The 22,715-nt window shown below is 28.3% G+C and carries 32 protein-coding genes and 1 tRNA gene; 15 read left to right on the plus strand and 18 right to left on the minus strand.

Annotated elements, in window-relative coordinates; genetic code table 11:
• Together AACZ53_RS06495 and AACZ53_RS06500 are read left to right on the plus strand one after the other, a co-directional pair.
• The coding region (locus AACZ53_RS06495; protein ID WP_339836066.1) for a type I restriction-modification enzyme R subunit C-terminal domain-containing protein at positions 1-1,506 on the plus strand (1,506 nt) is incomplete at its 5' end.
• Positions 1,507-1,523: 17 nt separating this feature from the next.
• A complete protein-coding gene (locus AACZ53_RS06500; protein WP_339836069.1) occupies positions 1,524-1,691 on the plus strand; it encodes a hypothetical protein in 168 nt (55 codons plus the stop codon).
• 46 nt (positions 1,692-1,737) lie between these two features.
• On the opposite strand, the gene AACZ53_RS06505 is transcribed toward AACZ53_RS06500, so the two are convergent.
• From AACZ53_RS06505 to AACZ53_RS06550, 10 genes are all read right to left on the minus strand, one after another.
• On the minus strand, positions 1,738-2,109 hold the full coding sequence (locus tag AACZ53_RS06505) for a hypothetical protein (RefSeq protein WP_339836072.1): 372 nt from the start codon (positions 2,107-2,109) through the stop codon (positions 1,738-1,740).
• 118 nt (positions 2,110-2,227) lie between these two features.
• Complete coding sequence (locus AACZ53_RS06510; RefSeq protein WP_339836075.1) at positions 2,228-2,842, minus strand: recombinase family protein; 615 nt, start codon at positions 2,840-2,842, stop codon at positions 2,228-2,230.
• 117 nt (positions 2,843-2,959) lie between these two features.
• On the minus strand, positions 2,960-3,355 hold the full coding sequence (locus AACZ53_RS06515; protein WP_339836078.1) for a hypothetical protein: 396 nt from the start codon (positions 3,353-3,355) through the stop codon (positions 2,960-2,962).
• On the minus strand, positions 3,352-3,555 hold the full coding sequence (locus AACZ53_RS06520) for a hypothetical protein (protein ID WP_339836081.1): 204 nt from the start codon (positions 3,553-3,555) through the stop codon (positions 3,352-3,354). Before AACZ53_RS06520 ends, AACZ53_RS06515 begins: the two co-directional genes overlap by 4 nt.
• On the minus strand, positions 3,530-3,736 hold the full coding sequence (locus AACZ53_RS06525) for a hypothetical protein (RefSeq protein ID WP_339836084.1): 207 nt from the start codon (positions 3,734-3,736) through the stop codon (positions 3,530-3,532). Before AACZ53_RS06525 ends, AACZ53_RS06520 begins: the two co-directional genes overlap by 26 nt.
• Entirely contained in the window at positions 3,714-4,085 is a 372-nt protein-coding gene (locus AACZ53_RS06530; protein WP_339836086.1) for a hypothetical protein, read from the minus strand. The genes AACZ53_RS06525 and AACZ53_RS06530 overlap by 23 nt, the downstream gene beginning before the upstream one ends.
• Before the next feature lie 20 nt (positions 4,086-4,105).
• Positions 4,106-4,681 carry a hypothetical protein gene (locus AACZ53_RS06535; RefSeq protein WP_339836088.1) on the minus strand — a complete coding sequence of 192 codons (576 nt, stop codon included), beginning with the start codon at positions 4,679-4,681 and terminating at the stop codon, positions 4,106-4,108.
• A gap of 3 nt (positions 4,682-4,684) precedes the next feature.
• On the minus strand, positions 4,685-4,882 hold the full coding sequence (locus tag AACZ53_RS06540) for a helix-turn-helix domain-containing protein (protein WP_339836090.1): 198 nt from the start codon (positions 4,880-4,882) through the stop codon (positions 4,685-4,687).
• A gap of 122 nt (positions 4,883-5,004) precedes the next feature.
• Positions 5,005-5,847, minus strand: coding sequence for a hypothetical protein (locus AACZ53_RS06545; protein WP_339836093.1), 843 nt, complete (start codon positions 5,845-5,847; stop codon positions 5,005-5,007).
• Positions 5,848-5,990: 143 nt separating this feature from the next.
• Positions 5,991-6,064: transfer RNA gene (locus AACZ53_RS06550), tRNA-Arg, on the minus strand.
• Positions 6,065-6,133: 69 nt separating this feature from the next.
• On the opposite strand from AACZ53_RS06550, the gene AACZ53_RS06555 reads away from it, so the two are divergent.
• Complete coding sequence (locus tag AACZ53_RS06555) at positions 6,134-6,646, plus strand: adenine phosphoribosyltransferase (protein WP_339836096.1); 513 nt, start codon at positions 6,134-6,136, stop codon at positions 6,644-6,646.
• A gap of 1 nt (position 6,647) precedes the next feature.
• Here AACZ53_RS06555 and AACZ53_RS06560 read toward each other — a convergent pair whose 3' ends face one another.
• The 5 genes from AACZ53_RS06560 to AACZ53_RS06580 all read right to left on the minus strand — a co-directional run bounded on the left by AACZ53_RS06560 (position 6,648) and on the right by AACZ53_RS06580 (position 11,224).
• On the minus strand, positions 6,648-6,788 hold the full coding sequence (locus tag AACZ53_RS06560; RefSeq protein ID WP_339836099.1) for an SsrA-binding protein: 141 nt from the start codon (positions 6,786-6,788) through the stop codon (positions 6,648-6,650).
• Between the two features lie 81 nt (positions 6,789-6,869).
• On the minus strand, positions 6,870-7,178 hold the full coding sequence (locus AACZ53_RS06565) for a hypothetical protein (protein ID WP_339836102.1): 309 nt from the start codon (positions 7,176-7,178) through the stop codon (positions 6,870-6,872).
• Between the two features lie 28 nt (positions 7,179-7,206).
• Positions 7,207-9,555 carry a M56 family metallopeptidase gene (locus tag AACZ53_RS06570; protein WP_339836105.1) on the minus strand — a complete coding sequence of 783 codons (2,349 nt, stop codon included), beginning with the start codon at positions 9,553-9,555 and terminating at the stop codon, positions 7,207-7,209.
• A 4-nt stretch (positions 9,556-9,559) separates the two neighbouring features.
• Positions 9,560-9,916, minus strand: coding sequence for a BlaI/MecI/CopY family transcriptional regulator (locus AACZ53_RS06575; RefSeq protein WP_339836108.1), 357 nt, complete (start codon positions 9,914-9,916; stop codon positions 9,560-9,562).
• A gap of 69 nt (positions 9,917-9,985) precedes the next feature.
• Positions 9,986-11,224, minus strand: a complete 1,239-nt coding sequence (locus AACZ53_RS06580) for an MFS transporter (protein ID WP_339836110.1) — start codon at positions 11,222-11,224, stop codon at positions 9,986-9,988.
• An 81-nt stretch (positions 11,225-11,305) separates the two neighbouring features.
• Between AACZ53_RS06580 and AACZ53_RS06585 the strand changes: the two genes are divergently transcribed.
• The 3 genes from AACZ53_RS06585 to AACZ53_RS06595 all read left to right on the plus strand — a co-directional run bounded on the left by AACZ53_RS06585 (position 11,306) and on the right by AACZ53_RS06595 (position 13,341).
• The gene (locus tag AACZ53_RS06585) at positions 11,306-11,902 is read left to right on the plus strand and encodes a DUF1684 domain-containing protein (RefSeq protein ID WP_339836113.1); all 597 of its coding nucleotides are present in this window, start codon (positions 11,306-11,308) and stop codon (positions 11,900-11,902) included.
• Positions 11,902-12,552: a TatD family hydrolase gene (locus AACZ53_RS06590; protein WP_339836117.1), complete on the plus strand. Its 651-nt coding sequence runs from the start codon at positions 11,902-11,904 to the stop codon at positions 12,550-12,552. The genes AACZ53_RS06585 and AACZ53_RS06590 overlap by 1 nt, the downstream gene beginning before the upstream one ends.
• Positions 12,553-12,624: 72 nt before the next feature.
• On the plus strand, positions 12,625-13,341 hold the full coding sequence (locus AACZ53_RS06595; RefSeq protein ID WP_339836121.1) for a tRNA threonylcarbamoyladenosine dehydratase: 717 nt from the start codon (positions 12,625-12,627) through the stop codon (positions 13,339-13,341).
• Between the two features lie 35 nt (positions 13,342-13,376).
• On the opposite strand, the gene AACZ53_RS06600 is transcribed toward AACZ53_RS06595, so the two are convergent.
• Positions 13,377-14,450 (minus strand): GyrI-like domain-containing protein, encoded by a 1,074-nt coding sequence (locus AACZ53_RS06600; RefSeq protein ID WP_339836124.1) that lies wholly within the window; start codon positions 14,448-14,450, stop codon positions 13,377-13,379.
• Between the two features lie 314 nt (positions 14,451-14,764).
• Between AACZ53_RS06600 and AACZ53_RS06605 the strand changes: the two genes are divergently transcribed.
• Positions 14,765-15,148 carry a nucleoside triphosphate pyrophosphohydrolase family protein gene (locus AACZ53_RS06605; RefSeq protein ID WP_339836127.1) on the plus strand — a complete coding sequence of 128 codons (384 nt, stop codon included), beginning with the start codon at positions 14,765-14,767 and terminating at the stop codon, positions 15,146-15,148.
• Between the two features lie 83 nt (positions 15,149-15,231).
• Here the strand turns inward: AACZ53_RS06605 and AACZ53_RS06610 are convergent, their stop codons facing one another.
• Positions 15,232-16,299: a branched-chain amino acid aminotransferase gene (locus AACZ53_RS06610; RefSeq protein WP_339836130.1), complete on the minus strand. Its 1,068-nt coding sequence runs from the start codon at positions 16,297-16,299 to the stop codon at positions 15,232-15,234.
• A gap of 167 nt (positions 16,300-16,466) precedes the next feature.
• Here AACZ53_RS06610 and AACZ53_RS06615 point away from each other — a divergent pair, with 167 nt between their 5' ends.
• The 4 genes from AACZ53_RS06615 (at position 16,467) to AACZ53_RS06630 (ending at position 18,455) form a co-directional block, all read left to right on the plus strand.
• A complete protein-coding gene (locus tag AACZ53_RS06615) occupies positions 16,467-16,964 on the plus strand; it encodes a DUF4920 domain-containing protein (protein ID WP_339836133.1) in 498 nt (165 codons plus the stop codon).
• Entirely contained in the window at positions 16,964-17,413 is a 450-nt protein-coding gene (locus tag AACZ53_RS06620) for a hypothetical protein (protein WP_339836136.1), read from the plus strand. Before AACZ53_RS06615 ends, AACZ53_RS06620 begins: the two co-directional genes overlap by 1 nt.
• Before the next feature lie 26 nt (positions 17,414-17,439).
• On the plus strand, positions 17,440-18,102 hold the full coding sequence (gene mnmD, locus AACZ53_RS06625) for a tRNA (5-methylaminomethyl-2-thiouridine)(34)-methyltransferase MnmD (RefSeq protein ID WP_339836139.1): 663 nt from the start codon (positions 17,440-17,442) through the stop codon (positions 18,100-18,102).
• 158 nt (positions 18,103-18,260) lie between these two features.
• Positions 18,261-18,455 (plus strand): hypothetical protein, encoded by a 195-nt coding sequence (locus tag AACZ53_RS06630; RefSeq protein WP_339836142.1) that lies wholly within the window; start codon positions 18,261-18,263, stop codon positions 18,453-18,455.
• Positions 18,456-18,491: 36 nt separating this feature from the next.
• Here the strand turns inward: AACZ53_RS06630 and AACZ53_RS06635 are convergent, their stop codons facing one another.
• Positions 18,492-19,433: a hydrogen peroxide-inducible genes activator gene (locus AACZ53_RS06635; protein WP_026716550.1), complete on the minus strand. Its 942-nt coding sequence runs from the start codon at positions 19,431-19,433 to the stop codon at positions 18,492-18,494.
• Positions 19,434-19,535: 102 nt separating this feature from the next.
• Here AACZ53_RS06635 and AACZ53_RS06640 point away from each other — a divergent pair, with 102 nt between their 5' ends.
• The 4 genes from AACZ53_RS06640 (at position 19,536) to can (ending at position 22,685) form a co-directional block, all read left to right on the plus strand.
• The gene (locus tag AACZ53_RS06640; RefSeq protein WP_339836145.1) at positions 19,536-20,015 is read left to right on the plus strand and encodes a Dps family protein; all 480 of its coding nucleotides are present in this window, start codon (positions 19,536-19,538) and stop codon (positions 20,013-20,015) included.
• Positions 20,016-20,150: 135 nt separating this feature from the next.
• A complete protein-coding gene (locus AACZ53_RS06645) occupies positions 20,151-20,399 on the plus strand; it encodes a hypothetical protein (protein ID WP_339836148.1) in 249 nt (82 codons plus the stop codon).
• Positions 20,400-20,459: 60 nt separating this feature from the next.
• A complete protein-coding gene (locus AACZ53_RS06650; protein WP_339836151.1) occupies positions 20,460-22,037 on the plus strand; it encodes a SulP family inorganic anion transporter in 1,578 nt (525 codons plus the stop codon).
• Between the two features lie 12 nt (positions 22,038-22,049).
• Entirely contained in the window at positions 22,050-22,685 is a 636-nt protein-coding gene (gene can, locus AACZ53_RS06655; protein WP_339836154.1) for a carbonate dehydratase, read from the plus strand.
• Positions 22,686-22,715: the final 30 nt, after the last annotated feature.

Here is a 22,715-nt window from a genome sequence, read left to right on the forward strand (position 1 = left end):
ATTATTATAGATGAGTGTCATAGAGGTGGTGCAAATGACGAAGGTAATTGGAGAGCCATTTTAAATTATTTCGCACCAGCAGTTCAGTTGGGTTTAACGGCTACACCTAAACGACAAGACAACGTAGATACCTATAAATACTTTGGCGAACCAGTTTACATTTATTCGCTTAAAGAAGGTATTAACGATGGTTTCCTAACACCATTTAAAGTAAAGCGTATTCAGACCACATTGGATGATTATATCTACACCAGCGATGACCAAATTATAGAAGGAGAAATAGAAGAAGGAAGAAACTATACCGAAAGCGATTTTAATCGTATTATTGAAATAAAAGAAAGGGAGGCAAAACGAGTTCAGATTTATATGGACGAAGCCAATCAGAAAGAAAAAGCCATTATTTTTTGTGCTACACAAGACCACGCATCGGCAGTCCGAGATTTAGTAAACCAATATAAAACAAGCACAAATCCAAATTATTGTGTGCGTGTAACCGCCAATGATGGCGAAATAGGTGAGCAGTTTTTAAGAGAGTTTCAAGACAACGAAAAAACAATTCCAACCATACTTACAACATCGCAAAAACTATCAACTGGCGTAGATGCAAGAAACATTCGTAATATAGTTTTAATGCGTCCAGTGAACTCAATGATAGAGTTTAAGCAAATTGTAGGTCGAGGCACTCGTTTGTTTGACGGGAAAGAGTTTTTTACCATTTATGATTATGTAGATGCCTACCATCATTTTGCAGACCCAGAGTGGGATGGAGAGCCATTAGAGCCAGAAGCAGACACCGAATCAAAACCGCAAAAACCACCTTGTGAAATTTGCAATCAAAGACCTTGTGTTTGCGAGAAACCAGAAAAAGAACCTTGTGATATTTGTGGGGAATTATTCTGCAATTGCAACAAGCAAAAAAAGGTTAAAATAAAATTGCGTGATGGTAAAGAACGAGAAATACAATCCATGATTTCAACTTCGTTTTGGGGTGCAGATGGCAAACCAATTACTTCAGAGCAGTTTTTAAATAATCTGTTTGGTGAATTGCCAAATCTTTTTAAAAGCGAAGCAGAATTAAGAACGCTTTGGAGTAATCCAATGACAAGAAAAATTCTGTTAGAAAAATTAGATGCAGCTGGATTTCCTAAGAGTGATTTATTGATAGTTCAGTCATTAGTAAATATGGAAAAAAGCGATTTGTTTGATGTTTTAGAGTATGTTTTCAATGGTAACTACAAATCGTTAACAAGAGAGCAAAGAGTAGCGACATCACAAGCGACTATTTTTGCATTATTGGACAACAAACAAAAAGAGTTCATAGAATTTGTATTAAGTAAATATGTTGAAACTGGCGTTGAAGAACTTGACCAAGATAAATTACCAATCTTACTAACAAACAAATATCAATCTTTGGAAGATGCAAAGGAAGTTCTCGGAAATGTAGGCGACATAAGTAAGCTATTTATCGAGTTCCAAAAGTATTTGTATGATGAGAAAGTGGCTTAAATTAAAAAAGAAAAATTATGTTTGGATTTAAAGGAAAATACGGGGTTTCATTCTCGTTGAGCAGATTACTTGGCATAAGTGGTGTTAAAAATAGCGTAGCACGAAAAACAGGTGTTCCAACAACAAGAGGCGGATTAGAACGCAAAATCGGAAGGGCAATTATTAAAACTTTTTTTGGTAAATGAATAAGCACTTTAGTCATCAAAAATCAATGGATGAAGTAATATTTATTTAAATAATTTTACCAAATTGAAATAAGTTATATTCACTAACTTGGATTATTTTGGTTACTTTTTCCAATTCTAAATTGTTGTTTTTATTTTTTATTACAAAAACAGGAATATTATTTTCAAGTGCATTTAAACATTCGTTATAAGAACCTTTTCCGATAAAACCCTCATTATCGGAAACAAAAACACAATCTACTTTCTTGATTATATTTTGATAAATTTCAGAACTTTCTAATTTACCAATATGTTGGTTAGGACAAATAACATGCCCCTTGATAATTTTTTTTAAAAAATCATATTCTTTTTTTTCTTTATCGGAATTATAGGTTTTAACAGAGTGCGAATAGTACGCTAAATTAATTGTGTTTATCATTTTATGTTTTTTAGAAGTTTTATTTTATATGAAATCAGCTTTTATTTATTATTTTAGATAAGTAATATTTTATGTAATAAGATTTACAATATGTAATAAAAGATATTGTTTTAAATAATTACAATACTTTAATTCTATCTAAAGCCTTACTAATTTTGGTAATGGTATTTATGTGCAGTCCTGTAATTTTAGCTACTTCTGATTTTTTAAGCCCAAGTTTCAAACGTTCAACAGCAATTTTGTTTTTAGGTTTATTAAGAAAATCTAATGTTGAGGTTGAAGTTCCTTTTTTCCTGCCCTTATAGACACCCTTTGCTTTAGCTTCAACAATTCCTTCCCTTTGACGCTCTCTTATTAAATTGCGTTCCATTTCTGCTACTACACCAAGAACAGAAATTATCATTTTGGAAATTGGGTTTTCAGTTCCATCATCATTCAAAGTCTTAATGCCTTGTTGTATGAAGTTAAGACAAATTCCTTTTTTATTGAAGTAGGTAATCGTATTGAGAATATCCAAAAGGTTTCTGCCCAAGCGGTCAATTTGATGGACGTGAATACTTGTAATATCTCCTTTTGATGATAATCTTTCAATTTTTTTTCCACCCACTCTTTCAAAAAAGGGTGTTGCCCCAGAAGAAACATCTTCAATAAGCATGTTATAATTTTCAGCATTTTTTGTTTGTCTATCGCTTTTTTGTTCAGCAGTAGAAATTCTTGTATAAAGTACCTTCATTTTTCACATTTTTGAGTTAGTAGCCCTTTTACTCTAATTTTGTACACTTTTTATCCATTAAGTGCTAATATTTGCTTTTTTCTTGTCGTTTTAATTTCACTTTTTCAAGTGTACCCTTTAATTAGGAAGAACGACAGCAAATTTCAAAACAGCCCTCTTCTTAATTCCTGCATCAAAATATTTTTCTATACCCACAACCCTTTTTGTCATTCTGCCATTTATGTTTAATGCCAAAACTGGTATGTTATGCAATAATGCAATCACAACTTCAAAATATTGCTTTTGGTCAATTATCCCATTGTCATGTAAAACAAATACCCTATCAACCTTACTTACTATTTTCTCAATTTTATGCTTTATGTTAATACTTGGAATATATTTAAAATCAAAACCTTCTGCCAAAATTTCAACATTACCTTTCTTTAGGTAGTTTAAGCAAGACATAAATTTCACATCTTCTTTGCTACCGAACAAATTCGTTGGTCGACTTGCATATAGTATTGTGGTTCTCATTGTTTCAGTGTTTTTTTAAGTTCTGAAATATTTGTAAAAGTGTAGTTAAGAACTTTAGATAAAAATCCAATTGCTAATATTCCACCTACAACAGTCAAACCATATAATGCATACTTTACTATCTTACTACTTGTAATCTGCTTTTGAAGTTCTTTATTAATATCAAAAGCAAGATTAATTTTCTTTTCTTTTTGTTCCATAATTTGATGTATTGTTTGTTAATAAAATTGCTGTTAGTCCAAACAACAATACCATTAAAATTGTTTCAGAATTAATTGTTGTTTTTCTTTCTATTGTTCTTTCTATTCTTCCTCCATATTCTTTAATCAGAATTGGTTTTGGATTCAAAATATCTTGTTTAAATAAATCGTTTATTTTCATATCTATTTTCTATTAATATTTTTTCATTGGTTATAAAGGTTAATCTATAATTGTATTGTAAAAAGCTTTTTATTCCATCTTCTTCTTCAATGCCAGTTGACAAAGAAAAATCGTATCTAAGTTTTGCAAGAATCTTCTTTTCAACTTCCATGAAATCTCTATGCCCAATTAGTTTAAAAAGGAGTTTGTAGTTGTTCAATAACAATTTATTGGTTTTGTTGACTTCAGCGTATAATTTCCTATACTTTTTGTTATGGTAGTTACTCCTTGCTTTGTTGTTTTCAAAGCTCTGATTGTTTCTTTTAGGAAAAAACCAATTTCCCGAATACTTGCACTGTTTCTGATTCATAATTAAGACGTTTTAAAATGCTATTTAATAAATCTTCTACTTTTTCCGAACACTCTTTTCCTTTTGCCGATGAAGTAGATTTTTTTCTTCATAAGATATTGTTTTAGCTTCTCGTTATTTTTAACAAAAGAGCTGTGTATTTTCTTTTCATTAAACTTAAACTGCATTTGTTTTGGCAATTTCTTTCCAACAAAATCCAACTTATTACAAGCAATTACTAAATGGAAGTGCATTGTTCCATTTTCAGTTCCTTTATCAATTAACCAGATATAACCTAAAAAGTCTTGATTAAGTCTTGCTATGTTTCTTTTGACAATTCTTAAAACATCAGAAGCTTTATTTGTTACTTCAAAGTCAAAACCAACCTCAATTAATGAAAACTTGCTGTAAGATGAGTAAGTGTCGAAAAACATAGTTATTTTTTTATTTCGTTTATACTTCATGATTTGAACTTCATTAGTTACAAACTTTTCATCTGTCATTTTATTTCGAAACTCTTTTTTGTATTTGGGTTTTCTTTCTTGATTGGTATAATATAATCCTATAACTTGAGTAGACCTCTTGGAGCTAAGCTCCGTAAAATAATGTGTTGTCATATTTTAAATAAATTTTGGTCTGATTGAGTTGATATTTTCTTCGGTAAAAGAATATGGGTAAATAAGTACTTTTCTACCTATTTTAAAGCCATCTATTCTTCCATCTCTTAATAGCCTATCAACTGTTTTTTTAGATACTTTTTTAATTTTTGAGGCTTCTTCTCTTGTCCACAGTTCTGGACTTAAATTTTGATTTTCCATGATAATTTATTTTTTGATACCACAAATAACTGAAATTACCATAATTATAAACTGAACCATTTTTTTACAAAAAAAAATCCTAACCATAAAATGGTTAGGATTTTGCTATTTTGTGTTAGAAATTATTTTTTTAAAAGTATTTTTTGCACTTTTCGATATTTATAAAATCGATAATTACCATCATAGATATTATTGTGGTTTTTATTATTAAATTCATACTCATCAAGTAGTTTAAAATCTTTCATAATTATTTTCATCAATTGAAAAAGCTCACAATATGCTGTATTCATACTAATATTTATGACACGAAAATCAAATAAATCCTTATAAATATTTGTATTACCTTTCGTTGCTCTTAATAATAATTTAATAAAGTAATTTTTTTCTAAATTTAATTCAAATGATTGATTTTCGTAAAATAATATTATTTCTTCCATCAAAAATTCATAATCACTCTTACCATTATTTTTCTTTTTTTTGTAATTTCTTCTTCTAATCCTTTTATTAAAATCTACAGATAAAAAGTTTGAGTCCGAGTTGTTGTAAAGAATAAAAGTAAATCCTTCTATTAGTTCAATTAGAAATTTTAATCTTAAATGTTGTATTGAAGCAATTAGATATGAAGATGGAATGAAAATAAGTTCACTTATTGTTAATAATCTTTTTATTTCGTTTTCTATTTCTTCAATATTAACAAACCATTTGTTGATGTTATTAGTAAAACCAGTTTTCTTTAATTTATTAGCTATTTTTTCATCTTCAATGTTAAAAAATAATATGTAATTAAAGTAAGGGATAAATTGTTTCAAGAAACTCATTATTTCCTCTTTAGTTGGTTCTTTTTGAATTGGTTTAAAATCTTCATCTAAAAATTGCTTTTTTTGTTTTTGAATATTTATTTTTAAATTAGACAAAACATTTTCAAAATCTTGAATTAATTCATTTATATCAGGTTGGTTTTTCATTTAAATAAATTATAAATACTTTTTTTGTTGAGTCTATTTAATTTATATATTGCAGTTAGTTATGAAATGGACACAAAATGGACACACGAAGATAATAAAAAAACCCGAAACCTTGTATATCAAGTGTTTCGGGTTGTTAAAAGTGACCTCGACTGGATTCAAACCAGTAACCTTCTCAGCCGTAATGAGATGCGCTATTCAGTTGCGCCACGAGGCCTTTTTTGTGGGTGCAAATATAAGTATAATTGTGTAACTTGCAAATCAAAATGAAAAAAATAATAAAGAAATGAATATTGAAAGCTATATACGTGACATTCAAGATTTTCCAAAACCAGGAATTGTGTTTAAAGACATAACTCCATTATTACAGAATGCTAAAGCAACTCATGCTTGTTTGGATTTGTTAGTCAGTTCTTTAGAAGGAAAAAAGATTGATAAAGTAGTTGGAGTAGAAAGTCGTGGTTTCTTTTTTGGAATACTTTTAGCGCAAAAATTAGGCGTTGGATTTATTCCTGTTCGTAAGCCAAAAAAATTACCTTTTGATACAATTTCGGCTTCTTATGAATTGGAATATGGTTCGGATGTGTTAGAAATGCACACGGATGCATTTGAAAAAGGAGAAAATATCTTGATTCACGATGATGTTTTAGCCACTGGTGGAACTGCAAAAGCGGTTTGTGAATTGGTAGAACAATTAGGTGGAAATATTGTGCAATGTAATTTCTTAATGGAAATAGCTTTCTTAAATGGAAGAGAAAAAATATACGATTATGAAATTTTTGCTGCTTTGAAGTATTAGTTTAATCCAAACTTTTAATAGTTATAAAATAACGATATGCCAATAATGCTTTTTGCCATTTTTTAGCTTTAATAACATCTAAACCACTTTTTGTAAGACTTGGTAAGATAAGTTTGTTAAGTTTAGCTAGTATTTTATACATCTCTTTTTTTTGCAAATATAGACAAAAACAAAACCACAAATCTTTACTATTTTGTTAAGATTTGTGATATGGTTTTTAATTTTATTTAGAATACAGTTTTAAAATGTTACCGCTTTTGATGTATTTATATTTTTTATATTTTAAGGTTTGAATTTTAATAAATTTATCAGAATCAACTTTAACATCATCAATATAAATATTATACGTATTAATTTTTAATGCAGGTTCTCCTGGAATTTTTAAGGTTTTATTATAATAAACCAATTGATCACCATTATCAAATGTTAAGTGTTTTGCTTCTTGAATTTTTTTAGGATTTGAAATTTTTACATTTTGACTGTAACCAATAAAAATGCTTGTGAGTAAAAGTAAAGCTATTATTTTTTTCATTTGGTGTTTGATTTATTGGTTTTATAATTTATTTTTTTGTTTTCCAATTAGTTTCAATGACAGTAACTTCTTTTTGATCAGTAATTTTATACTTTTTTAGCGATTCTTTATCTTTTAAAACTTTTATACTTTTAAGACCATTTACATCAAGTTCGTTAACCTCTTCTTTTGAAAATAAATTCCCATCTACATAAATTATTGCATTATCATTTAAATTTTCAATTATAGAAATTTTATTTTCCATAACAGCATCTTTTGGTTTTAGAATCATTTCATGATTATCAAAAAAACCAATTTCATTTTTGCCATTACTATTCATATTGATTTTCAGAAATATTGGACGTATTGGAATATTTCTTATTTGTTCAGTTTTTCCAATTATTCCATTATTGTCATTAAATGAAAGTTTTAATTCAATTAATTCTCCTTTATTATTTCTCTTTTTACGAAGTACTTTAACATCGATATTGTATTTTTCTTTTATTGTCTTAAAATCATTTTCAAATTCTTTGTCAGAACTTATTTTATCAAAAACATAACCAACTTGATTAGTTTGTTTTATACTATTGTCCTCCTTAATTATTTTTACATTAGGAATTATTTTAGAATCTTTCACAAAAGTAGATTTACCATTAAAAATTAAAACACCATCTTTTGCTTTTTGTCCGTATTTTTTAATTCCTTCTTCTTTACTTAATTCACTTATACTTCCATCAACTTCTACTGTTGTTCCTTTAGGAATTTCGCTTTGTAAATATTCTTTTCCGTTGATGATGTAAAGTCGGTTTCTTTCAGAATTAGGTTTTTCTATTTCGCTATTTATTTTAATTACTCCATTTTTACCTTTTTCACCATAACCATAATTAGATATCAATGCGGATGATAAAATTTCAATTATTTCACTAATTTGTTCTCCTTTAATGTTTTTAGCTTCTTTAATTGAAATCTCTTTATTGTTAAATAAATAAAGAGCTTTTTCATTTTCTTTTACAATTTCATTTTTAATCTGAAATCTCATTTCATTTGTATCATAAATATCAAAAGTAGTAGTTACAAATTGATAATCTTCATTTTTAGTTAATTTAGCAGCCTCATTACTATTGTTTTTAACTTCATTTGAAGTATTCATTTTTACTTTTATTTCAGTACCAAATTGTTTTGAAAGTTTTTCATCTACTACAAAACCTGATAAATCTGGTTCGTTTGTAAAACCAATTTTTTCGTTTTCTGTACTAAAATAAATTGGATCAATAGGATCTTTTCCATTAATTACTTTAACTCCATTGTTTCCATTATTGTCATTAAATTCAATTTTAATAGCTATAATTTCTCCTTTTTTGTTACGTTTTATTTTTGAAAATTTATAATCAATTCCTTGTTTTTTTAATTCTTCAGTATCTAATTTCATTTCTGCATCTGTTGCATTTTTATCAGTAACAAATCCAACTGCTACTGCAACAGATTTAGTTGCTGTTTTATTTATATTACTTGAATTCTCTTTCACTTGAGCCATAGTTTCTACTTGAAAAAGCAACATAAAAACACTTAAAACAGGAAGAATTAAAGCATACTTCCACGATTTTCTTTGGTTGGATGGATTGGTGTTTAACATAACGATTCGTTTTTTGATTAATGATTGATAAAATTGATTTGTAATACTTAGTTGGTGTTGATTAGTCACCACTTTTAATAAAGTTTTTTGATAATTTATTTTGTCTTGAGCTATTGTAGAAGCTTTGTCATCTGCAATGTATTCTAGATTTTGAAGGATTTCTTTCTGATAAAACCACATAATTGGATTAATCCAAAACAAAGCACTGAATACTTTAGAAACTAATACATCAATAGAGTGTTTTTCTTTAACGTGAATGTTTTCATGCGAAATTATGTGTTGTAATTCTTCTTTAGTAAACATTCGGCTATTAAAAACAATATGATTAAAAAATGAAAACGGATTTGTGTTTTGATTTGTATCAATAAGAATAGTTTGATTTTTTTTTGAACGATTTCCAAATTTTATAATTCTAAAAAATGAAAATAATTGGATAAACATCTTTGCTAAAAACACTAATGCAATTAGAGCATAAGCATATATGAAATAAGTATTCCAATCAAAAGGAATTTCTTCAATTTGGTTTACAATTACATAAGGAATATTATCATTAGAAACAGTTTCATAAACAACTGGACTTGGATCAATCCAAATTGTTTTTGTAAAAGTAAGTAAAGGTAACAGCACAGACGTCAATAATCCCAAAAGTAGAAACCATCTGTTCTTATTGAAAAAAGTCTCTTTTCGCAATAGAAAATAATACGATAAAAAGAAGGTTACTAATAAACCATTTGCCTTTAAAAAATAGATAAAAATTGCTTCCATAAGCTTATTTTTTTTCAATTAAATCTAAAATCTCACGTAGTTCTTTTGCCGAAATTTTTTGTTCTTCAGCAAAAAAGGAAACCATATTCTTGTACGAATTATTAAAATAATTTTCAATAGCCGTATTCATAAATTCTTTTCGATAAGCTTCCATTGAAACAATAGGGTAGTATTGATGCGTATTTCCGTAAGCCGTGTAGGAAACATATCCTTTTTCTTCTAAATTTCTAATAATTGTAGATAAAGTATTGTAGTGAGGTTTGTCTTCTACAATTTCGGCTAATACATCTTTTACGAAAGCTTTTTTAAGGTTCCATAAAATGTGCATTATTTCCTCTTCTTTATTGGTAAGTTTTTGCATAACTAAAATTTTGTCATACAAACGTATAACTATTTTTTTAGTTTTACAACTATTTTTATAGTTAAGTAACTATTTTTTAAGTTTGACTTTAATTTCTTTTTCTTCTTTTACCATTTTCAAAGTATAATAACCCAGTAAAACTCCAACTAAACCAAGACTTCCCATAAAGAACCAATTAGTTTGATAACCAAAACTTTCTATTATTTGCATTCCAGTTTTGGCACTTAAAATATGCGCCATACTATAACTCATTGTAAAAATTGCCATATATCTTCCTTCATGGCCTTTAGGAGCGCGACTCATGGCAAATGAATTGGCAAAAGGAAAAGCAAACATCTCTCCAAATGTCATAAATAACATCATTACAATTAATATTCCAGCCCAAAAGTTAACCATCATTATAAACAAACTTATAGCCATTGCTAAACAACCAAACACAACAACTTTTAATCTATTGATGTTGTGTTTTTCAATATAACTTACGATTGGCATTTCTAAAAAGAAAACTAAAACACCATTTAATGTAAGAAGTAAACCAGTTTGTAATTCGGTTAAATTAAATTGCTCTTTATGATAAATTGGAATAGTAGTGAATAATTGAAAGAATAAAATTCCTGTAATTAAACACATTCCAAGAAATACCCAAAAAATATGATCTTTAAAAACAGAAGCTCTCAAAACTTCTCCGGGATGTTCTTTGTCTTGATAAGGTGATCTTGCTTTTTCTTTTACTAATAAAGCAAAAACAATGATGGCTAATATACAAGTTGCGCCATCAACCCAAAACAAGCCTTTATACCCAACATACATTATGATTAAACCACCTAAAGCTGGTCCGGCAGCAAATCCTAGATTAATAGCTAACCTTACTAAGGTTAATGATCTGGTCCTGTTTTCTGGTTTTGAGTACGCACCTAATGAAACAAACATGGCTGGTCTAAACATATCTGCAACGGTCATAATTAGAAACATAGCGATTAATAAACCAACATAACTTGTAATGAATTGCAAACCAAAAAACATCAAGCCACTAGTAAATAGACTGAAAATCATTATTTTATAGAATCCTATTTTGTCGGATAATTTTCCTCCAAGCCAAGAACCTAACATTGAACCAGCTCCAAAACTTACCAAAACCCATCCAATTTGATTTAAAGTAAAATGTAAATCTTCTTTTAAGTATAATGATAAAAAAGGCAAAACCATTGTGCCAGCACGATTTATGAAAGTAACTAATGTAAGAATCCAAATTTCTCTTGAAAATCCCCTAAAGTTGTTGATGTATTTATTGAAAGCTTGTTTCATCATAAGTTTTGAAAAGACAAAAATACAAAAGACAAAAAAGAAATTAATGTAATTTAAAATATATATTTTTGTAAAAAAAATGAAATGAAAAATATTACCTATATTTTCCTGTTGTTAACTTTGAATCTTTTTGCTCAAAAAGAAAAAGTGCAAAAAAGTAAGGAATATCAAGAAGAATTAAATGTTTCTTTTGCAGATTCTTTGCATAGTCCGTTAACGCAAGAAGATAGATTACATTTTGAAGGATTAGATTTTTTTCCAATTGATGAAAAGTATGTTGTGAAAGCCAAATTTATTAAGCTTAAAAAACAAAAACCTTTTGATATGCCAACAACAACTGCAAGAAAACCAAAGTATATAAAATATGGTGAATTGTATTTTACGATTGATTCAAAAGAATTGGTTCTAACGGTTTATAAAAATATAGATTTATCTAAAAGAAAAGGTTTTGAAGATTATTTGTTTTTGCCTTTTTTAGATGAAACAAATGGAATTAAAACCTATGGTGGTGGACGATTTTTAGACATAAAAGTTCCGAAATCTAAAGAAGTGATTATTGATTTTAATAAAGCTTATAATCCTTATTGTACTTATAATCAAGAATATTCTTGTCCGATTGTTCCTTTAGAAAATGAATTAGCAGTTGAGATAAATGCCGGAGTTAAAAAGTTTCACGACTAATGGAATTCATTAATTTACATACCCATTCTTTTAAAAATAATGCTTCTATCTTAGAAGTTGTAAATCAATATCCTTGGGAATTTGACGAAGCTATTCCGCAATATTCTATTGGAATTCATCCTTGGTATATTGATGAAAATCGGTTAAAATCAGACCTAAAATCAATTGAAGAGAAGTTAAAACTAAATGAATGTTTAGCACTTGGAGAATGTGGTTTAGACAAACGAATAGAGACTCCTTTTCAAAAACAAACAGCAGTTTTTCAGCAACAAATTGAATTGGTTCAAAACACATCAAAACCAATAATTTTGCATTGTGTAGCCTCTTATCAGGAAGTAATTGCTATTAAAAAATATATGGCTGTTGAAAATCCAATGATTATTCACGGTTTTTATAAAAACAAACAAGTAGCAAAATCGCTTTTGGATAACGGATTTTATTTGTCATTTGGAAAATATTTACTTCGAAACCCAGAATTAGCTGAAGTTTTTGAATATGTTCCTAATGATAGATTTTTTTTAGAAACAGACACAATTGAAGAAACAATTATAGATGTGTATCAAAAAGCATCAAACATAAAAAATATAAAAATGGAAGATTTAAAAGAAGTTGTTAAATCAAATTTTAATACGATTTTTAAAGATAAATAGAGTTGTTGATAAGAATCTGAAACGAGTTCAGATTAAACCTTATAATCTCATAAACTTATAACCCAATAGAAAATGGCACAATGGCAAGAAAGAGCAGAATTACTCTTTAAAGAAGAAGGAATAAATAAATTAAAAAACGCAAATTTATTAGTAGTTGGACTTGGTGGTGTAGGAAGTTTTGCTGCCGAATTTTTAGTTCGTGCTGGAATTGGAAAAATGACTATCGTTGATGGAGATACAGTTGATATTACTAACATAAACCGACAATTACCAGCATTGCATTCAACAATTGGGAAAACTAAAGTTGATATTGTAGCGAATAGATTATTAGATATAAACCCTGATTTAAATTTAACTAAAGTTGAAGAATTTCTTTCACCAGAACGAGCAACAGAAATTGTAACCACTGAATATGATTATGTTTTAGATTGTATTGATAGTGTAACGCCAAAACTGAATTTAATTATTTCGGCCAAACGAAGAAAAGTAAAAGTAATCAGTTGCATGGGTGCAGGTGGAAAGTATGATTCAAGTAAGGTTTTTGTTAAAGATATTAGTAAAACGAAAGATTGTCCTTTAGCTAAAAATATTAGAAAGAGGTTGAAAAGAGTAAAGATAAATAAAGGTGTAAAAGCAGTTTTTTCTACTGAAATTCCGGAACCAACAAGTTTAAAAAAAACAGATGGTAAAAACTATAAAAAATCTTTTTATGGAACTAATAGTTGGATGCCAGCTCTATTTGGATTGCAAGCTGCCGAAACAGTTGTCAGGTATTTGTTGGAGAAATAATAAAAAGATCCGAATCTGTTAAGATTCGGATCTTTTTATTCGATAGGTTGCGTTTCTAAAACAGGTTCAACACTAACATTTGTTATTGCTTTCTTTTTAGGAATAATTTCAGTCTTAATCGGAATATAAATATCTGTTATCCATTTTGAAGGTTCTTTTTCATTAGGAGACGAAACTTTATAAGATTCTATATAATTACCATTTGTATCTAAAGTTAATTTATTTCTCTCAATAAATTTAAAACCTCCATCCCAAGCTTTTTTTAGGTGTGAATAATCTCCAGTAAGTGTCACTTTTACGGCTCTAAATTCAAATAATTCTCCACCAAGGACATCACTGTCCTCCGAAGTTATAATCTCTTCTTTTACAGGTAAACAAATTGAAAATTTTGTTTTGTTGTTACTTGTATTCCAGCTATCAAATAAAACAAAAGGAGTTTCGGTATAATTTATAACATTGTCTTTGGCAAATTTGACAAGCTCAGGAATTTTAATTCTAGAAATTGAACTAAAGTTTTGAATTGAGCTACTATCGATTTGTTTGATAAAAAGAGAACCTTCTTTAGTAACTAAGCCGTATATTTTTATATTAAATTTATTTAATTGATTTGTAAGGTACTTATCAATATTTGTTATACTATTTTTAATATCGTCTCCTAAATAATTTTGAGCACCACCTTGAAGAACCGAAAACACTTTTTGCTTTAAAGTCATCGTTCCTTTCATTTCACAAGAAAGTAGTGTTCCTTTTTTTGTAGGTGTAAATTTCCAAACTAGATTATGAATAAGGTTTTCTTGAGTCAATTTTTGAGTAATAGAATCAGAATTATATAATTTTAATGTTTCATAAATTATTGATTCATTTCGATTTAAAATTGTATAAGTTTTTGAATCTTCAGAAATTAATTCTTTCGAAGAAGTTGAATCGATATTAGAATTCCATAAATTCCAATTGTTGTAATCTTTTACAAAATTAAAAACAACATCTTTAGAGGCGCTAATTTCTTTACTTTTTGTAATTGAATATTCACCTGGTTGAGTTGCAATAAATACAAAACCAGCAATACCACAAAGAAGTAGAAGTAAAAAAATATACTTCAGTATTTTCATTAAAAAAAAGCTTTTTTCATTAATATTTACCAAATATATTAATTATTTTTCAAATAATATTTTAAAATAAATAAAATTGCTACGAATGCTAAAAATCCGACTAAAACCCATTTACTACTGCCTTTATAGTATAATTTATGTAACTTTAAATCCTTTTTGTACACATAAATCATTGCGATAGTGAAAGATATAACAAAGAATATAGCGAAGTAGAGCTGGTTTGTTGAAAACATAGTAATAATTTTAAGGCAAAAATAACACATTGAAGCCATAAAAAATATAATTTGCAACAACAAAACTAAAAATAATCTACAATGAAAAGACAATTAGAAGCTGTAGCTGAATTTCATACTTCTTTTGGATTAGGAGTTTCTTATGAAATGAAAGCAGATTTAGGAATTAGCAAAAATGAATTGCGATTTAACTTAATGAAAGAAGAAAATGAAGAATATTTAGAAGCTGTTCAAAATAATGATTTGACTGAAATTGCTGATGCCTTAGGAGATATGCTATATATTTTATGCGGAACAATCTTAGAACATGGATTGCAACATAAAATAGAAGCCGTTTTTGAAGAAATTCAACGCAGTAATATGAGTAAATTAAACCATGACGGTAAACCAATTTATAGAGAAGATGGAAAAGTAATGAAAGGCCCAAATTACTTTAAACCAAATTTTGAAACTATTTTAAAGTAATATTCAGTTTGCAAAAAAAAAGATGGTATAAAAAAAGCGATTTTCAATTTGAAAATCGCTTTTTGAATTCTTAAATTACAATTTTAAACTTTCACAGTCCAACCAAAAACATCTTCTTCAAGTTTGTTTTGGATATTTGTTAATTTTTGTTTGATTTTTAAAGCCATTGGGTTTTCTATTTTTGGCAATTCAAAATATTCCTCTTTGTATGAAAAACCTACAATTGGATTTATTACAGCTGCAGTTCCTGCACCAAAAATTTCTTTAAGTGAACCATTTCTTGCAGCTTCAACCAATTCGTCAACCAATACAGTGCGAACTTCTAAGGCTATTTTTTCTTTTTTTACTAAATCAATTACACTTTTTCTAGTAATACCATCTAAAATTCGTTCACTTGTAGGAGCGGTGTATAATGTATCATTGATTCTAAAGAATACATTCATTGTTCCAGCTTCTTCTAATTTTGTATGGGTAGCGTCATCTGTCCAAATAATTTGTTGATACCCTTTTTCATTAGCTAATTTAGTTGGATAAAATTGAGCTGAATAATTTCCAGCCGCTTTTGCAGCACCAATTCCACCATTTGCAGCTCTACTAAAATGCTCTGCAATTATAACTTTAACTTCACCAGAATAATATGATTTTGCTGGCGAAAGAATAATCATAAATCTATATTCTTGCGATGGAGCTGCTATTACACCAGTTCCTGTTGCAATCATAAATGGTCTTAGGTATAACGAGTTTCCTAACCCTTTTTGTACCCAATCCTTTTCTAAACGAATAAGTTCTTTTAAACCTTCCATAAATACAAATTCAGGAACTTCAGGCATTGCCATTCTGACAGCACTTTTATTAAAACGTTCAAAATTTTGATCTGGTCTAAACAACCAAATGTCATCATTTGCATCTTTGTAAGCTTTCATCCCTTCAAAAATAGCTTGACCGTAGTGAAAAACTTTTGCTGATGGATCCATTAAAAATGGAGCATATGGTTTAATTATAGGCTTTTCCCATTGCCCGTCTTTAAAATCACAAACTAACATATGATCGGTAAAGACATTTCCAAAAGCTAAATTTTGAAAATCTACCGAATCAATTTTTGAAGTTGATGATTTGTTAATTTCAATATCATTAAGTGTGTTTGATGTCATTTTGGATATGTTTAATAAAAAGCGAAATCGTTTTCAATTTTTGCAAATTTAAAAATAAGAATGGGTTTTTATTAAGATTTGTATAAAATATATGAAAAATATTATCAACAATAATTCTTCTTTTAAACAAAAGTACCTATTTTTGTTTAAATCTAAAAGTAATAATAATGAAAAAAATAGTTTTGGCATCAGCCTTTTTAGTAGTATTAATTAGTTGTAAAAAAGAAACTGAAGCAGAAGTCGCAGTAACAGAACCACAAGTTGAATATGCAGTATTTGGAGATTCAATTAATACAGATGGTGCTTTATCTTACCAAGAAATGACTTCGAAATTTGGAGATTTAAAAGCAGGTGATACTGTTGATCTAAAATTTAGTTCAACAATTAAAAATGTTTGCCAAAAGAAAGGTTGTTGGATGAATGTAGCTTTAGACAATGACAAAGAATCGTTTGTAAAATTTAAAGACTATGCATATTTTGTGCCTATGAATGCAGAAAATAAAGAAGTTGTTGTTAGTGGGAAAGCATATATTAGTGAAGAAAGTGTTGCAGATTTAAAACATTATGCCCAAGATGCTGGTAAATCTCAAGCATCTATAGATAGTATAAAAGAGCCAAAGAAAAAATATTTATTTATGGCTGATGGCGTTTTAATAAAAAAATAATGAAGAGTTTACTTTATGTCTTTTTAATAGTATTTTTATTTTCTTGTAAAAAAGAAGGTAAAATAGCTACTGAAGCAGAAACGAAAGAAGTTGAAAAAAGCTTTGAAATGTACCAAATGTCAGAAATGGCTGCTTTGATGGAACAAATGTATGTAGACAACCAACGTTTGAAAGAAAAAATCATGAAAGGGGATACTATTGGAAAATTCCCTCAACATTTCTTAAAGATTCACGAGTCAGTTATGACTGACAAACAAGACAAAGATGCTTTTTTTGACCAACAAGCCAAAAAGTTTATAGAAGCGCAAGAGTTAATTTATAAAGATCCAAAGAACGCTAAAGAACACTTTAATAATGGAGTTGATGCATGTATTACTTGTCATCAACAAAAGTGTAGTGGACCAATTCCTAGGATTAAAAAATTATATATTGGAGAAATTCCAAAATAAAAATAATAATTTCAAAGATTTAAAATTTGAAAAAAGAAATTATCCTTACAAAAGACGGTTCTACTTCTATTTTTTTGCCTGAACTCAATGAAACTTATCATTCGAAATTTGGAGCTATACAAGAAGCAAAACATGTTTTTATAAAAAGCGGACTTTCATTACTAAATGATAAGTCCGTTTCTATTTTAGAAATCGGTTTTGGAACAGGTTTAAATGCTTTTATTACTTTTTTAGAAGCAATAAATGCTAATCAAAACATAAATTATGTTGGAGTAGAAGCTTATCCTGTTGAAATAGATATTATTGAAAATCTAAATTATGTTTCTGAATTAGAAGCTTTAGCGCATCAATCTATATTTAATGAAATGCATCAATCTAATTGGGAAGTAGAAAATAAGCTAACTTCCAATTTTAATTTGACAAAAAGAAAACAAAAGTTTGAAGATATTTCAGATTCTGAGAAGTATAATCTTATCTATTTTGATGCTTTCGGATTTGATGTTCAACCTGAATTATGGTCAGAAGAAATTTTTCAAAAAATGTATGATGCTCTATTGTCAGAAGGAATTTTGGTAACATATGCCTGTAGAACTTCCATAAAAAAAGCTATGTTAAATGCAGGTTTTAGTGTAGAAAAATTACCTGGAGCACCAGGAAAAAGAGAGATGTTGCGAGCAATTAAGAATTAAAGTACTTAATTTTTTTTATAATTATTTAAAAATCAGGTATTTATGTTATTTAAGATAATTATAACAATAATTTCACATACGCAAACGTTATAGTAATGGTTTATTGAGTAAATTTACCACATGTTCAAGAAAAGTATTAACGCTTAATTTTTTGTATTATGCCCACAAGAATGTTTACGTATACGAAGTCAATTTTAGAGCGAGTAAGTTTTGATCCAATATTATTTTGTAAAGAATTTGAAAAAGCTTTAAAAGTTCTTTTACCCTACGAAATAGAACAATTAAAAGATTGGGTAATGCAATTCACAAAAGAAAAACCAGAATTAAGACAATGTTTGATTTTAATAGAATAGATAAATAAAAAAGGTACGTTTTCACGTACCTTTTTTTTAGGCTTGCTTTTTTGGGCTGATGATTTCAACGTCACTAAAGGCTATTGCGCCTCTAACGACACCAGAAATAACACTTCTCAAAGCATCTATAATATGTATTTTTAATTCATTTTTCGGATAAATTAAACTCACTTCTCTTGCAGGTTTCGGGTCTTTAAAATGTCTTAATTTACTTTTCTTATTTTCATTCAAATCTAATGTGTGTAGGTAGGGCAAAAGTGTTGTACCTAAACCTTCATCAGCTAATTTTATTAAAGTTTCAAAACTCCCACTTTCAATTTGAAAATGATTTTCATTTAAATATTTATTGTTTTTGCAGAGATTCAAAATTCCATCTCTAAAGCAATGTCCATCTTGTAGTAAAAGAATATTTTCTACATCTAAATCACTAATTTCTATTTCTTTTTTAGCTGAAATTGAATTTCCTTCAGGAATATAGGCTACAAAAGGTTCATAATATAAGACAATTTCTTTTAAATTTTCTTCTTCCAAAGGAGTTGCAGCAATGGCACAATCTAAATGGCCGTTTTTTAAACGTTTTATAATTTCTTCTGTAGTTTGCTCTTCTATAATCAAATTTACTTTTGGGTGTTTTTTAATAAAATTACTCAAAAACATAGGTAATAAAGTAGGCATCACTGTCGGAATAATTCCAACTCTAAACTCACCACCAATATAACCCTTTTGCTGTTCAACAATATCAGTAATTCTGCCCGCTTCATTGACAATATTTTTTGCTTGATTAACAATTTTCTCACCAATTTCTGTTAATTGAATTGGCTTTTTACTTCTATCAAAAATCTGAACCTTTAATTCTTCTTCTAATTTTTGAATTTGCATACTTAGTGTGGGTTGAGTAACAAAACATTTTTCGGCAGCATTGGTAAAGTTCTTGTGCTCTGCAACAGCTAACACATAAACTAATTGAGTAATTGTCATTGTATAGTTATTTTCGATAAAAATATAAAAACTATCGATATTACTTATACTTAATAGTGTTAAATTTTTAGTAAATTTAAGAATAATTTAAAAGTAATAAATATGAAAATAAATAGTTTAGGATTACCAGTAAAAGAAGTGGATGAATTAGGGAATGAGTTAAATATGTTGTTATCTAATTTTCAGGTTTATTATCAAAATTTAAGAGGATTACATTGGAATATTCGTGGAAAAAGATTTTTTGATTTGCACATTAAGTTTGAAGAATTATACAACGATTCACAATTAAAAATTGATTTGATTGCTGAGAGAGTTTTAACTTTGGGTGGAACACCATTGCATACTTTTTCGGATTATATAGAAAACAGTAAATTAAAAGTTGGAAAAAATATTTCAAAGGATACAGAAGCTGTGCTTTTAGTTTCAGATTCATTAGTTGAATTGCTGAAAATTGAAAGGGTTATTTTAGAAAAATCAGGAAATATTAATGATGAAGGAACAAACTCTATGATGAGTGATTTTATAGTAGAACAAGAAAAAACCATTTGGATGTTAAAAGCTTGGATGGAAGAAGAAATATAATTTTAGAACTAAGGCCACTTTTAAAGGGGTCTTTTTTTATGTTTAATTTATGGATTATTCATTTTATAAACCATAAATATATTTTATATTTGCTATATGAAATTCTTATGCAAAATAGTATTAATAATTTTTATTTTGTTTTTAGCCACACCAACTATCGTGTCTGCTATTGATAAAAGTGTTGATACTTCTTACTTTTTTAACATGAGTGAAGAAGAAAATCATGGTGCTTTTAATGAAATAAAATCTATACCTACTATTTATTCAATTCCACTAGTAATTGACTTTGAAGGTTTGCAAAAAGTGCAATATTCTATTTTAAAAGATAGAAAAGTAAACTCTATTAAGCCAACTATTTTTATTGAGCCTCCTGAATTAGTTTAGATTTTTCTAAAGCTTCATAAACATGAAGTATAAAATTTAATTTAATTCAAAAATTCATATATGTTTAAACATTTAAGAAACGATATTCCTGCGAGTATTGTGGTTTTTTTCGTAGCTCTTCCCCTCTGTTTAGGAATTGCATTAGCTAGTGATGCACCTCCTTTATCTGGATTAATATCGGGTATTATTGGTGGTATCGTTGTTGGTCTTATTAGTAAATCAAAAATTGGAGTTAGTGGCCCTGCTGCAGGTTTAGCAGCAATTGTTGCCAGTGCAATAACTTCACTGGGTAGTTTTGAATTGTTTTTATCGGCTGTAGTTTTAGCAGGAATTATTCAATTGCTTTTTGGAGTGCTTAAAATGGGTGTAATCGGTTATTATTTTCCAAATAGTGTTATTAAAGGAATGCTAACTGGAATCGGAATAATCATTATTTTAAAACAAATACCTCACTTTTTTGGTTATGATACCGAAGCGGAAGGAGCAGATACTTTTTTGGAACCTTCGGGAGAAAATACATTTTCAGCAATTACTCACATAATGGATAATATTACATTTGGAGCTTTAATTATTGGAGTTGTTGGTCTTATTATCATTTTGTTTTGTTATAATATCTTATCAAAAAAACATGGATTTTTCAAAATTATTCAAGGTTCTTTAATTGCTGTTTTAGTAGGTACAATTTTGCAAATTATTTTCAGTTCAATTACAGATTTAGCTATAGAAGGAAAACATCTTGTGGAAGTTCCTGTGCCAAATAGTATTAGTGACTTTGGTGAATTTTTAAGTTTTCCAGATTTTAGTCAAATTTTTTCTCTTGAAATTTTGACAATCGCTTTTACTTTAGCATTAGTAGCCAGTTTAGAAACTTTATTAAGTGTAGAAGCTACAGATAAATTAGATCCAGAAAAAAATATCACACCTACAAATAGAGAGTTATTTGCTCAAGGATTTGGAAACATAGCCTCAGGATTAATTGGAGGTCTACCAATAACGCAAGTAATTGTTAGAAGTTCTGCCAATGTTCAGTCAAATGCAAAAACAAAAATGTCAGCTATTTTGCATGGAATTTTAATACTAGTTTCAATTTTAGCTATTCCTACCATTTTAAATCATATTCCAAAATCGGTATTAGCAGCAATTTTAATTGTAGTCGGATTCAAACTAGCTAAACCTTCTTTGTTTAAAAAAATGTTTTCTTTGGGTTGGACACAGTTTTTACCTTTTATTGTTACTATAATTGTAATCGTTTTTACAAATTTATTGTATGGAATTTTTACAGGTTTAGCAATCGGATTTGCTGTCGTTTTGATAAAAAATTACCAAAATTCTATATTTTTGCATAAAAAAGAAACAGAAAACGCTAGTGTAATACAAATGACTTTTGCTGAAGAAATTTCCTTTTTAAACAAAGCTGCCATTCAAAAAGAGTTATTCAGTTTACCTGAAAATTCGAGGTTAGAATTAGATATTAGAAAAACAACTTATTTGGATTATGATATTGTAGAAATATTAGAGGACTTTGTTATTCAGGCTAAAAATAAAAACATATTTGTGCATTTAATGTCAGAAAAAGGTATAGTTGATAATCCAACGAGTTTTGTAGAGTTTTTCAAATTAAAAAAAGAATCAAATTAAAATTATATTATCATGAGTGAATTTTATAATAAAATAATAGAGAATAATAAAAAATGGGTAGAAGAAAAATTAAAAGTAAGCCCCGAATTTTTTAACAATTTAGCAGAAGGACAACAACCCCCTTTGTTGTGGATAGGATGTTCTGATAGTCGTGTGCCAGCCAATGAAATTATTGGAGCCGAACCAGGAGAAGTTTTTGTACACAGAAATATTGCCAATATGGTTGTTCATAGTGATATGAATATGTTAAGCGTGCTAGATTACGCTGTAAATGCTTTAAAAGTAAAACATGTTATTGTTTGTGGTCATTATGGATGTGGTGGAGTTAAAGCAGCAATGGGTAACGATTCTATTGGTGTAATTGATAATTGGATTAGACATATAAAAGATGTTTATCGCTTTCACCAAGTAGAATTAAATGCCATTACAGACGAAAAAGACCGCTTCAATAAGTTTGTGGAATTAAACGTAAGAGAACAAGTTTATGATTTAGCTAAGACATCAATTGTGCAATCGGCTTGGAAAAACGGACAGAAATTAAGTATTCACGGTTGGGTTTATGGATTAAATTCTGGTTATGTTACCGATTTAGGTGTAAACTTCAGTTGTGATAAAGATTTAGATGATGTATATCAGTTAAAATTTTAGTTTTATTCCTCTAAATTTTCATTAAAAGCA

Origin of the sequence: uncultured Flavobacterium sp. (genome assembly GCF_963975005.1) — a bacterium.
Classification (GTDB): Bacteria; Bacteroidota; Bacteroidia; order Flavobacteriales; family Flavobacteriaceae; genus Flavobacterium.

Excerpts from the sequence above, each read along its gene's own strand:
- AACZ53_RS06500 (WP_339836069.1), top strand. The coding sequence starts at position 1,524 with ATGTTTGGATTTAAAGGAAAATACGGGGTTTCATTCTCGTTGAGCAGA.
- AACZ53_RS06505 (WP_339836072.1), bottom strand. The coding sequence starts at position 2,109 with ATGATAAACACAATTAATTTAGCGTACTATTCGCACTCTGTTAAAACC.
- AACZ53_RS06510 (WP_339836075.1), bottom strand. The coding sequence starts at position 2,842 with ATGAAGGTACTTTATACAAGAATTTCTACTGCTGAACAAAAAAGCGAT.
- AACZ53_RS06515 (WP_339836078.1), bottom strand. The coding sequence starts at position 3,355 with ATGAGAACCACAATACTATATGCAAGTCGACCAACGAATTTGTTCGGT.
- AACZ53_RS06520 (WP_339836081.1), bottom strand. The coding sequence starts at position 3,555 with ATGGAACAAAAAGAAAAGAAAATTAATCTTGCTTTTGATATTAATAAA.
- AACZ53_RS06525 (WP_339836084.1), bottom strand. The coding sequence starts at position 3,736 with ATGAAAATAAACGATTTATTTAAACAAGATATTTTGAATCCAAAACCA.
- AACZ53_RS06530 (WP_339836086.1), bottom strand. The coding sequence starts at position 4,085 with ATGAATCAGAAACAGTGCAAGTATTCGGGAAATTGGTTTTTTCCTAAA.
- AACZ53_RS06535 (WP_339836088.1), bottom strand. The coding sequence starts at position 4,681 with ATGACAACACATTATTTTACGGAGCTTAGCTCCAAGAGGTCTACTCAA.
- AACZ53_RS06540 (WP_339836090.1), bottom strand. The coding sequence starts at position 4,882 with ATGGAAAATCAAAATTTAAGTCCAGAACTGTGGACAAGAGAAGAAGCC.
- AACZ53_RS06545 (WP_339836093.1), bottom strand. The coding sequence starts at position 5,847 with ATGAAAAACCAACCTGATATAAATGAATTAATTCAAGATTTTGAAAAT.
- AACZ53_RS06555 (WP_339836096.1), top strand. The coding sequence starts at position 6,134 with ATGAATATTGAAAGCTATATACGTGACATTCAAGATTTTCCAAAACCA.
- AACZ53_RS06560 (WP_339836099.1), bottom strand. The coding sequence starts at position 6,788 with ATGTATAAAATACTAGCTAAACTTAACAAACTTATCTTACCAAGTCTT.
- AACZ53_RS06565 (WP_339836102.1), bottom strand. The coding sequence starts at position 7,178 with ATGAAAAAAATAATAGCTTTACTTTTACTCACAAGCATTTTTATTGGT.
- AACZ53_RS06570 (WP_339836105.1), bottom strand. The coding sequence starts at position 9,555 with ATGGAAGCAATTTTTATCTATTTTTTAAAGGCAAATGGTTTATTAGTA.
- AACZ53_RS06575 (WP_339836108.1), bottom strand. The coding sequence starts at position 9,916 with ATGCAAAAACTTACCAATAAAGAAGAGGAAATAATGCACATTTTATGG.
- AACZ53_RS06580 (WP_339836110.1), bottom strand. The coding sequence starts at position 11,224 with ATGATGAAACAAGCTTTCAATAAATACATCAACAACTTTAGGGGATTT.
- AACZ53_RS06585 (WP_339836113.1), top strand. The coding sequence starts at position 11,306 with ATGAAAAATATTACCTATATTTTCCTGTTGTTAACTTTGAATCTTTTT.
- AACZ53_RS06590 (WP_339836117.1), top strand. The coding sequence starts at position 11,902 with ATGGAATTCATTAATTTACATACCCATTCTTTTAAAAATAATGCTTCT.
- AACZ53_RS06595 (WP_339836121.1), top strand. The coding sequence starts at position 12,625 with ATGGCACAATGGCAAGAAAGAGCAGAATTACTCTTTAAAGAAGAAGGA.
- AACZ53_RS06600 (WP_339836124.1), bottom strand. The coding sequence starts at position 14,450 with ATGAAAATACTGAAGTATATTTTTTTACTTCTACTTCTTTGTGGTATT.
- AACZ53_RS06605 (WP_339836127.1), top strand. The coding sequence starts at position 14,765 with ATGAAAAGACAATTAGAAGCTGTAGCTGAATTTCATACTTCTTTTGGA.
- AACZ53_RS06610 (WP_339836130.1), bottom strand. The coding sequence starts at position 16,299 with ATGACATCAAACACACTTAATGATATTGAAATTAACAAATCATCAACT.
- AACZ53_RS06615 (WP_339836133.1), top strand. The coding sequence starts at position 16,467 with ATGAAAAAAATAGTTTTGGCATCAGCCTTTTTAGTAGTATTAATTAGT.
- AACZ53_RS06620 (WP_339836136.1), top strand. The coding sequence starts at position 16,964 with ATGAAGAGTTTACTTTATGTCTTTTTAATAGTATTTTTATTTTCTTGT.
- AACZ53_RS06630 (WP_339836142.1), top strand. The coding sequence starts at position 18,261 with ATGCCCACAAGAATGTTTACGTATACGAAGTCAATTTTAGAGCGAGTA.
- AACZ53_RS06635 (WP_026716550.1), bottom strand. The coding sequence starts at position 19,433 with ATGACAATTACTCAATTAGTTTATGTGTTAGCTGTTGCAGAGCACAAG.
- AACZ53_RS06640 (WP_339836145.1), top strand. The coding sequence starts at position 19,536 with ATGAAAATAAATAGTTTAGGATTACCAGTAAAAGAAGTGGATGAATTA.
- AACZ53_RS06650 (WP_339836151.1), top strand. The coding sequence starts at position 20,460 with ATGTTTAAACATTTAAGAAACGATATTCCTGCGAGTATTGTGGTTTTT.
- can (WP_339836154.1), top strand. The coding sequence starts at position 22,050 with ATGAGTGAATTTTATAATAAAATAATAGAGAATAATAAAAAATGGGTA.